This window comes from Nocardia sp. NPDC087230 (genome assembly GCF_044744725.1).
GTDB classification, from domain to species: Bacteria; Actinomycetota; Actinomycetes; order Mycobacteriales; family Mycobacteriaceae; genus Nocardia; species Nocardia canadensis.
Genome location: NZ_JBIUYV010000003.1, coordinates 706,993 through 720,999, shown reverse-complemented (window position 1 = coordinate 720,999; position 14,007 = coordinate 706,993). Strand labels below are relative to the sequence as shown.

Annotated in this window: 13 protein-coding genes; 1 reads left to right on the top strand and 12 read right to left on the bottom strand. The window is 70.6% G+C overall.

Going from position 1 to position 14,007, the window contains the following annotated elements; genetic code table 11:
• Positions 1-9: 9 nt before the first annotated feature.
• The 6 genes from ACIO52_RS15455 to ACIO52_RS15430 form a co-directional block, all read right to left on the bottom strand.
• Positions 10-2,706 (bottom strand): RNA helicase, encoded by a 2,697-nt coding sequence (locus tag ACIO52_RS15455; protein ID WP_218718302.1) that lies wholly within the window; start codon positions 2,704-2,706, stop codon positions 10-12.
• Between the two features lie 3 nt (positions 2,707-2,709).
• A complete protein-coding gene (gene tatC, locus ACIO52_RS15450) occupies positions 2,710-3,663 on the bottom strand; it encodes a twin-arginine translocase subunit TatC (protein ID WP_316575161.1) in 954 nt (317 codons plus the stop codon).
• A gap of 95 nt (positions 3,664-3,758) precedes the next feature.
• A complete protein-coding gene (gene tatA / locus ACIO52_RS15445) occupies positions 3,759-4,025 on the bottom strand; it encodes a Sec-independent protein translocase subunit TatA (RefSeq protein WP_218718304.1) in 267 nt (88 codons plus the stop codon).
• A 92-nt stretch (positions 4,026-4,117) separates the two neighbouring features.
• A complete protein-coding gene (locus tag ACIO52_RS15440; protein ID WP_218718305.1) occupies positions 4,118-5,146 on the bottom strand; it encodes a 2-dehydropantoate 2-reductase in 1,029 nt (342 codons plus the stop codon).
• Complete coding sequence (locus ACIO52_RS15435) at positions 5,143-6,126, bottom strand: YafY family protein (RefSeq protein ID WP_218718306.1); 984 nt, start codon at positions 6,124-6,126, stop codon at positions 5,143-5,145. Before ACIO52_RS15435 ends, ACIO52_RS15440 begins: the two co-directional genes overlap by 4 nt.
• Entirely contained in the window at positions 6,123-7,118 is a 996-nt protein-coding gene (locus tag ACIO52_RS15430) for a YafY family protein (protein WP_218718307.1), read from the bottom strand. Before ACIO52_RS15430 ends, ACIO52_RS15435 begins: the two co-directional genes overlap by 4 nt.
• 105 nt (positions 7,119-7,223) lie before the next feature.
• Between ACIO52_RS15430 and ACIO52_RS15425 the strand changes: the two genes are divergently transcribed.
• Positions 7,224-7,538, top strand: coding sequence for a thiamine-binding protein (locus ACIO52_RS15425; RefSeq protein WP_218718308.1), 315 nt, complete (start codon positions 7,224-7,226; stop codon positions 7,536-7,538).
• A gap of 18 nt (positions 7,539-7,556) precedes the next feature.
• Here ACIO52_RS15425 and ACIO52_RS15420 read toward each other — a convergent pair whose 3' ends face one another.
• The 6 genes from ACIO52_RS15420 to ACIO52_RS15395 all read right to left on the bottom strand — a co-directional run bounded on the left by ACIO52_RS15420 (position 7,557) and on the right by ACIO52_RS15395 (position 13,973).
• On the bottom strand, positions 7,557-8,012 hold the full coding sequence (locus ACIO52_RS15420) for a MaoC family dehydratase (protein WP_218718309.1): 456 nt from the start codon (positions 8,010-8,012) through the stop codon (positions 7,557-7,559).
• Positions 8,009-9,502: a long-chain fatty acid--CoA ligase gene (locus ACIO52_RS15415; RefSeq protein ID WP_402644380.1), complete on the bottom strand. Its 1,494-nt coding sequence runs from the start codon at positions 9,500-9,502 to the stop codon at positions 8,009-8,011. Before ACIO52_RS15415 ends, ACIO52_RS15420 begins: the two co-directional genes overlap by 4 nt.
• A gap of 176 nt (positions 9,503-9,678) precedes the next feature.
• Positions 9,679-10,878, bottom strand: a complete 1,200-nt coding sequence (gene pcaF / locus ACIO52_RS15410) for a 3-oxoadipyl-CoA thiolase (protein ID WP_402644377.1) — start codon at positions 10,876-10,878, stop codon at positions 9,679-9,681.
• On the bottom strand, positions 10,875-12,032 hold the full coding sequence (locus tag ACIO52_RS15405; protein ID WP_402644375.1) for an acyl-CoA dehydrogenase family protein: 1,158 nt from the start codon (positions 12,030-12,032) through the stop codon (positions 10,875-10,877). The genes pcaF and ACIO52_RS15405 overlap by 4 nt, the downstream gene beginning before the upstream one ends.
• A gap of 20 nt (positions 12,033-12,052) precedes the next feature.
• Positions 12,053-12,805: a 3-oxoacyl-ACP reductase FabG gene (fabG, locus tag ACIO52_RS15400; RefSeq protein WP_402644372.1), complete on the bottom strand. Its 753-nt coding sequence runs from the start codon at positions 12,803-12,805 to the stop codon at positions 12,053-12,055.
• Between the two features lie 16 nt (positions 12,806-12,821).
• Positions 12,822-13,973 (bottom strand): acyl-CoA dehydrogenase family protein, encoded by a 1,152-nt coding sequence (locus tag ACIO52_RS15395; RefSeq protein WP_402644369.1) that lies wholly within the window; start codon positions 13,971-13,973, stop codon positions 12,822-12,824.
• Positions 13,974-14,007 lie beyond the last annotated feature (34 nt).

The following is a 14,007-nucleotide window of genomic DNA, read 5'->3' as shown; positions in this document are numbered from 1 at the left end:
ACATATCCACTACGCGGCGTCCACCGCAACGACACCCCGCCGAACGGCACGGACCGCCTTGGCGGCGGTGGCCGCGACCTCGGGGTCGTCGGCGGTGTTGTGGATCTGGTCGAGCAGGTCGATGACCTGCCTGCACCAGCGCACGAAATCGCCCGCCGACAGCGGCGTGCCCTGATCGCCACTGGCCAGCAACGCCTCGGCCAATGCGTCGCCGCGAGCCCACTTGTACACGCCGGTGACGAAACCGAGGTCGGGTTCGCGGGTCGGCGGCAGCTTGTGCCGCGCCTCGTCGGAGCGCAGCTGGGTCCACACCTCGATGGTCGCGCCGACCGCCCGGCGGATCGGTTCGGTCGGGCCGGACGCGGTGAGGAACCCGCCTTCCTGGCGCGACTCGTAGACCAGCGTGGAGACGACGGCCGCGAGTTCGGCCGGACCCAGCCCGCGCCACAGCCCCTGACGCAACACCTCGGCGACCACCAGATCGCTCTCGGCGTAGATCCGGGCCAGCCGCCTGCCGTCGGCGGTCACCTCGCCGTGCTCGACGAACCCCCGTTCCTCGAGCAGCCCGACGATCCGGTCGAAGGTGCGCGCCAGCGAATTCGTCGTCGCGGCAACCTTCTGGCGCATCGACTCGGTCTCGCGCGCCAGCCGGGCGTAGCGCTCGCCGGTGCGGCTGAGCTGTTCGCGGTCGGGCCGGTTGTGCGCCGGGTGCGAGCGCAGGCTGCGGCGCAGCGTGGACAGTTCACGGTCCTCGCCGCCGCGCGTGTGATCGTTGCGCCTGCGCCTGCCCGGCGCGGAGATCCCGGTGCTACGCAGCGCCGAGGCCAGGTCGCGGCGGATGCGCGCGGTGCGGTGATCGACGCGCCGTGGCAACCGCATGTGCCCGAGCGCTTCGGCGGGCACGGGGAAGTCCGCCGCCGAGACCCGGCCCGCCCAGTGGTCCTCGGTGAGTACCAGCGGACGCGGGTCGCCGGGAGTCTGGTCGGGTTCCAGGATCACCGCGAGCCCGGCCCGCCTGCCCGACGGAATCGCCACCACGTCACCGCGGCGCAGTTCGATCAGGGCCTTGACGGCGGCACCGCGTCGATCGGCGCGACCCTGCTGCTGGATCTCGCGCTCGCGCTGCTTGATCCGCTCGCGCAGCGACATGTACTCCATGAACCCGCCGTCGACGCCACCGAGCTGGCTCTCCAGTTTGCGCATCGCGCCCTGGTTGCGTTCGATGCCGCGCACCAGCCCGACGACCGACCGGTCGGCCTGGAACTGGGCGAAGGACCGCTCGAGCAGCGCTCGCGCCTCCTGCGCGCCCATCCGGTCGATCAGATTGATCGACATGTTGTACCCGGGGCGGAAGGAACTGCGCAGCGGATAGGTGCGGGTGGAGGCCAGGCCCGCGACCGCGCTCGTGTCGACCTCGGGCTGCCACAGCACCACCGCGTGGCCTTCGACGTCGATGCCGCGCCTGCCCGCCCGACCGGTGAGCTGGGTGTACTCCCCCGGCGTCAGTTCGGCGTGCGATTCACCGTTGAACTTCACCAGGCGCTCGAGCACGACGGTCCGCGCGGGCATGTTGATGCCGAGCGCCAGCGTCTCGGTGGCGAACACGGCCCGCACCAGGCCCTTGACGAACAGCTCCTCGACGGTGTGCCGGAACGCGGGCAGCATGCCGGCGTGGTGGGCGGCCAGACCGCGGTGCAGCGCCTCGCGCCATTCCCAGTAGCCGAGCACCTCGAGGTCGCCCTTGGGCAGGTCGCCGGTGTGCTTCTCGATGATCTCGTCGATGTGGGCGGCGTCGTCGGGCCTGCTCAGGTCGAGGCGGGCGCGCAGGCACTGGGCCAGCGCGCCGTCGCAGCCCGCACGACTGAAGATGAAGGTGATCGCCGGCAGCAGGCCTTCCTCGTCGAGGCGAGCCAGCACCTCCGGACGTGGCAGCGGGCGGAAGTTGCCGCGACCACCGCGCCCGCGCGGACCGCCGTAGCCCTGCATCCGGTCGGCGGCCTCGCGCTGGCGGATGAACCGCACCAGGTCCTCGTCGACCAGCACCTTCTGGTCGCTGGACTTGGTGTCGAACAGGTCGAACATCCGCCGGCCGACCATCACGTGCTGCCACAGCGGCACCGGCCTGGTCTCGTCGACCACCACGGCGGTGTCACCGCGCACGGTCTCCATCCACGCGCCGAACTCCTCGGCGTTGGACACCGTCGCCGACAGGCTCACCAGGCGCACGTCCGCCGACAGGTGCAGGATGACTTCCTCCCACACCGCGCCGCGGAACCGGTCGGCCAGGTAGTGCACCTCGTCCATCACGACATAGGACAGTCCCCGCAGCGAATCCGAGGACGCGTAGAGCATGTTGCGCAGCACCTCGGTGGTCATCACGACCACGGGCGCGTCGGGGTTGATCGACTGGTCCCCGGTGAGCAGGCCGACGCTGTCGCGGCCGTAGCGCGCGGTCAGGTCGGCGAACTTCTGGTTCGACAGCGCCTTGATCGGCGTGGTGTAGAAGCATTTGCCGCCCGAGGCCAGCGCGAGATGGACCGCGAACTCACCGACGATCGTCTTGCCCGCGCCGGTCGGGGCGCACACGAGCACGCTGTGCCCGTCCTCCAGCGCCGCGCAGGCGGTCCGCTGGAAAGGGTCGAGATCGAAAGAGATTTCGCTGGCGAACTGCGCCAACTCGTTGGCCCGCGCGGGAGAATCGGTCACCCGTCAGAGCGTATCGGAGTAGTCCGACACCGGGCGTGTGGTTTTCTCCGGGTCGGCGACCGGGTCCGCGGGCCGCACCGGATCCGGCGTGTCCAGCGGGGAGGCTTCCTCGTCCGACAGCGCGCCCCAGCCCTCGTTCACCGCGCGACGGGCCCGGCGGGCGTCGTTGAACCGGGCGAACTGCACCGCCAATTCGAACAGCACCGTCAGCGCGATCGCCAGCGCCAGCATCGAGAACGGGTCCTGCGGGGTCACGATCGCCGCGAAGACGAACAGGCCGAAGATGATGCCGCGCCGCCACGCCTTGAGCTTCACGTACGGCAGCACGCCGACCAGGTTCAGCCCGATGATGACCAGCGGCGTCTCGAAGCTGACACCGAAGATGATCAGCAGCTGGATGATGAAGCCGAAGTACTGGGTACCACTGAGCGCGGTGATCTGGACGTTGTCACCGATGGTCAACAGGAACGACAACGCGTGCGAGACGACGACGTAGGCCAGCACGGCGCCGGTCACGAACAGCACGGTGCCCGACACCACGAACCCGACCGCGTAGCGGCGTTCCTTGGCGTAGAGGCCGGGGGTGATGAAGGCCCACAGTTGGTACAGCCAGAACGGCGCCGCCATCACGACACCGGCGGTGAAGCCGACCTTCAAGCGCAGCATGAACTGTTCGAAGGGCGCGGTCGCCAGCAGGCGGCAGGCGCCGTCGGGGCTCAGACTCGCCCTGGCCGACTCGGGCAGCGCACAGTACGGTCCGCGCAGGATCTCGCCCAGGCTCTCGATGCCGAAGAACGGGTGCGCGTACCAGAAGAAGCCGACGAGCGTGGTGACCGCGATCGCGGCCAGCGCCAGCAACAGCCGGGTGCGCAGTTCCTGCAGGTGCTCGACCAACGACATGGTGCCGTCGGGATTCGTCCTGCGCTTGCTGCGCCGTGGATCGAATGGAATGCGCATGGTGGGTGGTGGCCTCTAACCCTCGGTCCGGCGGATGCTCGACAACAGCACTCAGCCCCGGAGCGGTTGTCTCGCTCCGGGGGTGAACACCGAGGTCAGGCCGACTTCTGGCCCTGCTGCGGTTCGACGATCGGAGTCTGCGCCTGCGGGGCCGAGGCGGGCAGCTGCTGCTGCGGCGCCGGGGTGGCGGTCGGCGGGGTGGCCGGGGTGGCCGACTCCGACTGCATCTGCCCGACCTCGCTCTTGAAGATCCGCAGCGACCGGCCGAGACCGCGCGCCGCGTCCGGCAGCCGCTTCGCGCCGAAGAGCAGGACGAACAGCAACGCGATGATCAGCAGGTGCGTCCAGCTGAACGTGCCCATTATCAGATACCTCCAAAGACTGTGGTGATTACCGATGCTACCTGCACTCGGACCGTGGTGACCGGTCACCCGCAGCGGTGTTCGCCACGCGTTCAACCCTGGACGGCGGACGCCGCCCCGGTCAGCTCGGCGAACAACCGGCTGCCGGTGAACCGGCGGGTGTCCCCCGATTCGGCTCGGCGGATCAGCTCGGTGAGCCTGCGATTGACCGGTGTCGGCCGCCCGACCATCTCACCGAGGCGCACGATTTCGCCGCACAACCACGCGATTTCCGTCCGCCTGCCCAGGGCGAGGTCGTCGGCCATCGAGGAGCGAGCCAGCGGATCGATGGCCAGGACCCGGCCGAAGACCCGGCGGAAGACGACGTCGGGAACACGCAGCAGATGCACCATGAGTTCCGGCGGGATCGCCGTCAGCTGGGCGGGACGAATTCGCGCAGTGTTCATCACCGCGAGGGCTTCGGCCTGGGCGAGCGCGAGGCAACGCCGGTAGTCGCGCTCGGCGAGTTCCTCGCGCAGCGGCCGCCCGGACAGCGCGTTGATCGGGTTGTTGAGGTTGAGCAGCAGCTTGGCCCACTGCACCGGACGCAGGTCGCGATAGCGGCGCAGCGGCAGGCCCGCGGCCCGGAACTGCTCGGCGAACCGGTCGACCACCGGGTCGTCCTGGATCGCGACGACGCCGTCGCTGCCCCGGTGGAAGCGCCCGTTGCCGCGGTGCACCACATTGAACGGGACCATGCCGGGCAGCACGACGCTGGTGGGCAGGATGTCCCGGATCAGGGTGTCGTTGCCGATGCCGTTCTGCAGGCTCACCACCGGCGTGCCGGGGCGCAGCCTGCCCGCGACGGTCCGGACGACCGAGGCGGTGGCGGCGGATTTCACGGTGACCAGGACGAGGTCGGCCAGTTCCGGCTCGTCCGGTTCCAGGGCCAGCCCGAAGCGATCCGGCGACACGTCGATCGACCCGCCGTCGAGGTCGGTCAGGTGCAGTCCGTGCTCGGCGATGTCGTCGAGCACGCGCTGGCGGCCGACGAAGATCACGTCCAGCCCGGCCGCGGCCAGATGTCCGCCGATGAAGACCCCGATGCTGCCCGCGCCGAGGACCAGTACTCGCTGGTTCACGCGGTTTCGGTCTCCCCGGGCAGTCCGGCGGCCGCGTAAGCGGCCAGGGCGGCGTCGGCGCGGTCACGCACCGCCGCCACCAGGTCCGGCGGGCCGAGCACGCTGACGCCGGTGCCGAAGCCGAGCAGCAGGCGGGCCATCCAGTCGGCGGAGGCGAAGCGCATGCCCGCCTCGATGCTGCCGTCGGGGCGCGACTCGATGCGGTGCATCGGGTACTGGTCGAGCACCCAGGCGTAGTCGGCGCGGATGCGCAGCCGGGCCAGCGGCACGTCGGGGTCGTCCTGGAACAGGTCGAGGGCGGCCGCGTCGGCGGCGGCGTGGCTGGGCGGACGGGCCGGTTCGTCGAGTTCGGTGGCGTCCTCGATCCGGTCGAACCGGAACAGGCGCACGCCCTCGGCCTGCCTGCACCACGCCTGCAGGTAGCTGTTGTTGTCGACGAGCACCACGCGGATCGGGTCGACGATTCGTTCGGAGACCTCGTCGCGGCTGGCCGAGTAGTACACCAGGCGCAGGGCGCGGGCGTCGGCGAGCGCGGCGCGCACGGTGGCGACGACCGGCTGCTCGACGGGCACGGCGGCCGGGGTGCCGGTGACGACGGCGTCGGTGCTGGCGATGGCCGATTCGATCTTGGCGATCGCGGCGTGCGCGGCGGTCGGGTCGACCATGCCCGGCATCTCCACGATCGAGCGTAGCGCGACCAGCAGCGCGGTCGCCTCGGTGGAGGTCAGCCGCAGCGGCCGGTCGATGCCCGCGGAGAAGGTGACCTCGATGCTCTCCTCGGAGAACGACAGGTCGATCAGGTCGCCGGGCCCGTACCCGGGCAGCCCGCACATCCACAGCTGATTGAGGTCGCTCATCAGCTGTTTGGTGCTCACCCCGAGCTCGGCGGCGGCCTCGGCGGCGCTGATGCCGGGGTGCGCGAGCAGGTACGGCACCATGTTCAGCAGGCGCGAAAGGCGTAGGGACAGGCGCGAACTCACGACGCCACCTCCGTGTGGTCGAGTACCGACCGTAGCCGGTTCATCACGTCGGCGCGCAGTTCCGGCGGATCCAGCACGAGGACATCGGGACCGAGACCGGTGATCAGCCGGGCCACCCAGTCGCGGGAGCGGACCGGCACTTCGACGACCGAACCGTCGCGGCCGCCGAGCTCACGGTCACCGAGTTCGGTACCGATGCGGCGCAGCTCGCGACCGCGGCCCTTGGCGACCCAGACGGTGGCCGAGCCGGTGACCGGCGCGTCGCCGGTGACCCGGTCGACGATGGCGCGCAGGTCGGCGTCGGCGGGCTTGCGGACCGCGTTGAGCGGTCCGTACGGCGTGACCTCGCCACCGATGCGCGACAACCGGAAGGTGCGCACGGCGTCTCGCTCGCGGTCGTGCCCGACCAGATACCAGCGACCGTGCCGGGTCACCACACCCCAGGGCTCCACATCGCGGGTGACGAACGGATCGGTGATGGCGCTGTGGTGTCCGAACCGCACCGCCTGCCCGGCGTCGATCGCCGCGAGCAACTCGCGCAGCACCGGTTCCGAGCCGCGAGTGCGGGCGGGCACCGCGGGTACCGACACCCCGACGTTGTCCGTCTCGACGGTGACGCCGGCCGCGCGCAGCTTCAACAGCGCGCCCTCGGCGGCGCTCGCCAGCTCGGGCGAGGCCCACATCTGCACGGCGACGGCCACCGCGGCGGCCTCCTCGCTGGACAGGTCGATGTCGGGCAGTTCGTAGGCGTCGCGGTTGATCCGGTAGCCCTCGAGTGTCGAGAACCGCCCCACGGGGCCCACTTCCAGCGGAATGCCCAGATCGCGCAGTTCGTTCTTGTCGCGCTCGAACATCCGGCTGAACGCCTCGTCGGTCGCGGAGTCCTCGTAACCGGCCACGCTGGCGCGAATGCGCTCGGCGCTCAGGAACTGCCGGGTCGACAGCAGCGCGATGACCAGATTCATCAGCCGCTCGACCTTGGATATCGCCACCCGATAGAGGGTAATGGTCGGCTGACCGTCGCGGCGCGTCGGCGCACGGTTGCCGACCCTCCGGGCGGGGAGAATGGTCCGGATACCCGCAGCGAAAGGACCATCATGCTTGTTGCGTTCTCCGTGGCGCCCAGTGGCGCCGCCCACGCCGACGGGTCGGTCGGCGCGGCCGTGGCGGCGGCCGTCCGCGTGGTGCGCGCCTCGGGGCTGCCGCACCGGACCGACGCCATGTTCACCACCATCGAGGGCGACTGGGACGAGGTGATGGCGGTGGTGAAGTCGGCCTGTGACGCGATCCTCGCCGTCGCGCCGCGATGCAGCCTGGTGCTCAAGGCCGATCTGCGGCCCGGCGTCACCGACGCGCTGACCACGAAGGTCGAGACGATCGAGCGCTATCTGGCCGAGGGCGACGGCTACTAGACCGCCGCCCCGGACGATTCAGCTCAGATAGCGGGCGATGGCGTCGGCCACGCAGGCGGGCCGCTCGGCGCCCTCCAGTTCCACGGTGACGCGCCGGTGCGCCTGCACGCCGCCGGGCACCTCGGTGACCTCGGTGAGCGCCACGCGGCCGCGGATGCGGCTGCCCACGGGGACCGGGGTGAGGAATCGGACCCGGTCGAGGCCGTAGTTGATCGCCGCGCTCGCGGCGCTGACCGTCATCACCTGCTGGGTGATCGGCACGATCAGCGACAGGGTGAGGAAACCGTGCGCGATGGTCGTGCCGTACGGGCCCGCGGCGGCCCGCACCGGATCGACGTGGATCCACTGGTGGTCGCCGGTCGCCTCGGCGAACCGGTCGATCCGGTCCTGGTCGATCGTGATCCAGTCGCTGGGGCCGAGTTCGGTGCCCGCGGCCGCGCGCAGGGCGTCGAAATCGGCGAAATCCGTGGTCATGCCGCTCCTCCGAAGCGTCGGCGCAGTTCGCGCTTGAGCACCTTGTGGGTGGGCCCGAGCGGCAGCTCGGTGACGAACTCCACCCGGCGCGGGTACTTGTATCGGGCCACCTGTTGCTTACCGAACTCGATCACGTCCTCGGCGGTCAGCTCGCCGTCGGCCACCACGACGGCCACGATCTCCTCACCGTAGTGCTCGTCGGGCACCCCGATCACCGCGACCTGCGCGATCCGCGGATGCCGTACCAGCGCGGCCTCGACCTCCGTCGGATACACGTTGAATCCGCCGCGCAGGATCATCTCCTTGATCCGGTCGACGATCCGGATCCGGCCGGTCTCGTCGCGGGTGCCCAGATCGCCGGTGCGGAACCAGCCGTCGACGACGGCGGCCGCGGTGGCCTCGGGTCTGCCGGTGTAGCCGTTGAACACATTGTGCCCGCGCACCACCACCTCACCGGTCTCGCCGACCGGCAGCAGCGCGATCCGGTCACTGATCGCGGGGTCGGCGATCTCCACGTCGACGCCCCAGACCGGATGCCCGACGGTGCCCGCCTCCGCGCCGTAGATCGGCTGGTTGACCGCGGCGGTCGGCGAGGTCTCCGACAGTCCGTAGCCCTCGAGCACCGGCGCGCGGAAGATCCGTTCGAAGTCCTCCAGGATCGCGACCGGCAGCGCCGCACCGCCGCTGACGCACAGTTTCAGTGCGGGCAGTTCCGGCGCCCGCGCCGCCGCCTCGATGAGCGCGATGTACATCGTGGGCACCCCGTGGAAGAGGTTGACCTTCTCCGCCGCCATCAGCGCGATCGCCTGGGCCGCGTCGAATCTCGGCAGCAGCACCAGCGTCCCGCCGACGCGCCAGTGCGAGTTCATCGACACGGTCTGTCCGAAGACATGGAACAGCGGCAGCGCGCCGAGCGCGATGTCGTCGCGGTGGACCTCGTTGGCGTCGAAGGTGTTCACCGTCGCGCACATCACCATGTTGAGGTGATTGAGCTCGGCGCCCTTGGGCGTGCCGGTGGTCCCGCTGGTGTAGAAGACGACGGCGGTGTCGAGCGGACCGCGCGAGACGAACGCCGCAATCGCCTCGCCGACGAGCTCCGCGGGGGCGACGACGTCGATGCCGGCGCCGGCGGCCGCCGCGGCGCCGGTCTCGGCCACCATCGGATGACAGATCAGCAGCGCCGCCGCGCTGTCGCGCAGCACGTATTCCATCTCGGGCGCGGTGAGCAGCAGGTGCACCGGCACCACCGTCGCGCCCGCGGCGAGGATCGCGAAATACGCCCGCGGGAAGTCGGCGGTGTTCGGGCACAGCAGGGCCACCCGGTCACCGGGACGGATCCCGCGCGCGATCAGGGCGCCGGCCTGCTCGCGTGCCTGTCGCCAGAGATCGGCGAAGGTGATGCGATGCTTGCCTTCGATCAACGCGAGATGATCGGGGCGGCGGCGAGCCGGTTCGGCGAGGATGCTCGCCAGGGAGAGTGTGGCATTCATGAGGATTCCTGGAGTCGACAGCTTCGGCGAGGGAGCGCGCACCCACGGTGTCGCGCGGTAGACGACCGGATCGGTCGGAGTTCGGGGGCCTCGGCCCGTACCGGTTGCGCGCTCGGTGCGGCACGCAGACTTCGGCCCGGTCGGGTCGAGGCCCGGCGCTGATCGGCCGTGGCCGGTCAGCGATGGAGATGGACCGCCAGGCCCTGCCCGACACCGACGCACAGCGTGGCGACGGCGTGCCGGGCGTCGCGATCGGCCAGCTCGATCGCGGCGGTGAGCGCCAGGCGAGCACCGCTGGCGCCGAGCGGATGCCCGAGGGCGATGGCGCCGCCGTTCGGGTTCACGTGCTCGGCGTCGTCGGGCAGCCCGAGTCCACGCAGCACCGCCAGCGCCTGGGCGGCGAAGGCCTCGTTGAGTTCGACGACATCGATGTCGGCGATCCCCAGACCCGTTCGCGCGAGCAGCTTCTCGACCGCGGGCACCGGGCCGATACCCATCACGCGCGGTGGCACACCCGCGGCCGTCACCGCACCGATCTCGGCCAGCGGCGTCAGCCCGTAGCGGTCCACCGCGACCTCGGAGGCGATCAGCACCGCGGCGGCACCATCATTGATACCGGAGGAGTTGCCCGCGGTGATCGAGCCGCCGGGCACCACGGCACGCAACCCGCCGAGTGCCTCGATGCTGGTCTGCCGCGGATGTTCGTCCCGGTCGACGACAACCGGTTCGCCGTGCCGCTGCGGGACCGGCACCTGCGCGATCTCGCGGGCCAGCCTGCCCCGCGCGATCGCCGCCGCCGCCCGCTGCTGCGACCGCAGCGCGAAGGCGTCCTGATCGGCACGGGCGATGCCGTGCTCGTCGGCGACGTGCTGGGCGGTCTCGGGCATCGAATCGATGCCGTATTCCGCCCGCATCCGCGGATTGACCAGCCGCCAGCCCAGCGTGGTGTCGGCCAGCTGCGCCGAACGGTCCCACGGCGCACCGGCTTTCGGCATCACGTACGGCGCCCGGGTCATCGACTCGACACCCCCGGCGATGACGAGATCGGCGTCACCGGCCTTGATCGCCCTGGCCGCGTAGCCGATCGCGTCCAGTCCCGACGCGCACAGCCGGTTGACCGTCACGCCGGGAACCTCCACCGGCAGTCCGGCCAGCAGCGCCGCCATCCGGGCGACATTGCGATTGTCCTCGCCCGCCTGGTTCGCGCAGCCCAGCACCACGTCGTCGACCCTGGCCCAATCGACGGCCGGGAGCCGTCGGGTGAGCGCGGCGATCGCGCGGGCGGCCAGATCGTCGGGGCGCACCTCGGCCAGCGCGCCGCCGTAGCGGCCGAACGGCGTGCGGACGCCGTCGACCAGATACGCGCGGCCGGTCACAGGCCCATGTCCTTGGCGATGATCATCTTCATCACCTCGCTGGTGCCGCCGTAGATCCGGTTCACCCGGTTGTCGGCGTACAGGCGGGCCACGGGATATTCGGTGATGTAGCCGTATCCGCCGTGCAGCTGCAGGCAGCGGTCGATCACCCGGGAGGCGACCTCGGTGCAGAACAGCTTCGCCGAGGCGGCGTCGGCCGGGCTGAGTTCGCCCCGGTCGAGCGCGTCGAGCGCGCGGTCGACCACGGCTTCGGCGGCGTCCACCTCCGCCCGGCAGGCGGCCAGCTCGAACTTGGTGTTCTGGAAGTGCGCCACCGGCTGACCGAAAACGGTTCGGCCCCTGGTGTATTCGAGGGCGAACCGGATCGCCGACTTGGCTTGGGCGTAGGCGCCGACCGCGATGGACAGGCGCTCCTGCGGCAGGTTCTGGCCGAGGTAGGCGAAGCCCTGGTGCGCCTCGCCGAGCAGGTCGGCCACCGGCACCCGCACATCGGTGAAGGACAGTTCGGCGGTGTCGGACACCTTCAGCCCGAGCTTGTCGAGCTTGCGGCCGACCGCGTACCCGGGCGAGGTGGTGTCGACGACGAACAACGAGATCCCGTGGCGGCGATCGGTCCCCGACGGCGGGGCGGTCCGCGCGCACACGATCACCCGGTCGGCGTGCACGCCACCGGTGATGAAGGTCTTCGCCCCGTTGAGCACGTAGTGGGTGCCGTCCTCGGACAGCTGCGCGGTCGTGCGCATCCCGGCCAGGTCGGACCCTGTGCCGGGCTCGGTCATCGCGATGGCGAACATGATCTCGCCCGAGACGAATCCGGGCAGCCAGCGCTGCTTCTGTTCGTCGGTCGCGAGGTTCTTCAGGTACGGCAGGCACAGGCCCACGTGCACGCCCGACCCGCCGAAAGACACACCGGCCCTGGCGGTTTCCTCCATGAGGATCGCCTGGAACTTGAACGAGTCGATCCCTGCGCCGCCGTACTCCTCGGGCACCTCGATCCCGAAAACCCCCAGCTCGGCCAGCGAGCGGTAGAACTCGCGCGGCACGATGCCCGCCTCGTACCACTGGTCGTAGACCGGCACGACCTGCGACTCGATGAACGCGCGCGCGGTCTTGCGAAACGCCTCGTGCTCATCGGTGAAAACTGTGCGCTGCATTGAAACTGGTCTCCCGCGATTCAGAGACGGCGTCCGCCGTCGACGTACAGGGTTTGGCCGGTGACGAATCCGGCCTCGTCGGAGGCGAGGAACGCGACCACGTTGGCGATGTCGTCGGGGGTCCCGACCCGGCGCAGCGGCGTGATCTCGGCGGTCTTGGCCTGCAGTTCCTCGGCGCTGACGCCGATCCGGGCCGCGGTGGCCGCGGTCATCTCGGTGGCGATGAAGCCGGGCGCGACGGCGTTGACGCGGATGCCGAACGGGCCGAGTTCCATGGCCAGCGTGCGGGTCAGCCCCTGGATGCCCGCCTTGGCCGCGGCGTAGTTGGCCTGTCCTCGATTGCCCAGCGCCGACACGCTCGAGGTGTTGACGATCGCGCCGCCGCCGCGCTCGACCATGTGCTGCTGGGCGGCCTTGCTGCACAGGAACGCCCCGCGCAGGTGTACGGCCATGACGGTGTCCCAGTCGTCCACCGACATCTTGAACAGCAGGTTGTCGCGCAGCACGCCGGCGTTGTTCACCAGCACGTCGAGCGAGCCGAGCTCGGCGACCGTGCGCGCCACCGCCGCGGCCACCGAATCCTCGTCGGCGACATCGCAACCGAGCCCGATCGCGGTGCCGCCCGCGGCGTTGATCTTGCCCGCGGTCAGCACGGCCGCGTCGGCGTCGAGGTCGACGACGGCGACGGCGTGCCCGGCGGCCGACAGCCGGGCGGCCGTGGCCGCGCCGATGCCGCGGGCCGCCCCGGTGACGAATGCGGTTCTGTGGGTCATGGTTCGTACTCCTCTGTCAGACGATGGCGTTCACGCCGGTGAGGGCGCGGCCGATGAGCAGTTTCTGGATCTGGGTGGTGCCCTCGTAGAGGGTCAGCACACGGGCGTCGCGCAGGTACTTGGCGACCGGGTACTCGTCGATGTAGCCGTAGCCGCCGAAGACCTGGATCGCGTTGTTGGCCGCCTTGACCGCGGCTTCGGAGGCGAACAGCTTCGCCATCGAGGCGGCGGTGCCGAACGGCTCGCCCCGGTCGACGAGATCGGCGGCGCGCCAGGCCAGCAGTCGGGCGGCCTCGGTCTCCACCGCGATGTCGGCGAGCAGTTCCTGGACCAGCTGGTAGCCCGCGATCGGCTTGCCGAACTGTTCGCGCTCGCCCGCGTAGCGCACCGCGGCCTCGAGGCAGGCGCGGGCCAGGCCGACACAGCCGGCGGCCACCCCCATCCGGCCCTTGTCCAGCGCCGCCATCGCGATGCGGAAGCCCTGACCCTCCTCGCCCAGGCGCAGCGCGTCGGGCACCCGGACACCGTCGAGGACCAATTCGGCGGTGGCCTGCCCGCGCAGGCCGAGCTTGCCCTTGATCTCGGTCCGGCCGAAGCCGGGCGCGTCGGTCGGGACGAGGAAGGCGGTCACCCCCTTGGGCCCCGGTCCCCCGGTGCGCGCGAAGACCAGCGCGACATCGGCCCAGGTGCCGTTGGTGATGAAGATCTTGGTGCCGTCGATGACCCAGTCCGACCCGTCCCTGGTGGCGCGGGTGATCAGGTTCGCCGCGTCGGACCCGGTCCCCGGCTCGGTCAGCGCGAAGCATCCGAGCTGCTCGCCCGCGCACAGCGGCGGCAGGACGCGGCGCTTCTGCTCCTCGGTGCCGTAGGTCGCGATCGACTTGCCGACCAGACCCAGCGAGACCGACACGATGCCGCGGACCGCGCTGTCGCCCCGACCGAGCTCCTCCAGCAGCACGCAGTAGGCCAGCGCGTCACCGCCGGAGCCGCCGTACTCCTCGTCGATCCCGATGCCGAGGAAGCCCAGCGCGCCGAGTTTGCCGACGATGGCCGGGTCGACCGATTCCTGCCGATCCCAGTGCGCGGCGTGCGGCACGACTTCCTTGTCCACCCATGTGCGGGCGAGCTCGCGCAGGTCGCTGTGCGCTTGCGTGAGTGCGAGATCCATCGGACCACTCCTGAACCAAACGGTGTTAGGTTTA

Coding starts and splice junctions, on each gene's coding strand:
- tatC (WP_316575161.1), bottom strand. CDS start 3,663: ATGCGCATTCCATTCGATCCACGGCGCAGCAAGCGCAGGACGAATCCC.
- tatA (WP_218718304.1), bottom strand. CDS start 4,025: ATGGGCACGTTCAGCTGGACGCACCTGCTGATCATCGCGTTGCTGTTC.
- ACIO52_RS15425 (WP_218718308.1), top strand. CDS start 7,224: ATGCTTGTTGCGTTCTCCGTGGCGCCCAGTGGCGCCGCCCACGCCGAC.
- ACIO52_RS15420 (WP_218718309.1), bottom strand. CDS start 8,012: ATGACCACGGATTTCGCCGATTTCGACGCCCTGCGCGCGGCCGCGGGC.
- ACIO52_RS15415 (WP_402644380.1), bottom strand. CDS start 9,502: ATGAATGCCACACTCTCCCTGGCGAGCATCCTCGCCGAACCGGCTCGC.
- ACIO52_RS15405 (WP_402644375.1), bottom strand. CDS start 12,032: ATGCAGCGCACAGTTTTCACCGATGAGCACGAGGCGTTTCGCAAGACC.
- fabG (WP_402644372.1), bottom strand. CDS start 12,805: ATGACCCACAGAACCGCATTCGTCACCGGGGCGGCCCGCGGCATCGGC.
- ACIO52_RS15395 (WP_402644369.1), bottom strand. CDS start 13,973: ATGGATCTCGCACTCACGCAAGCGCACAGCGACCTGCGCGAGCTCGCC.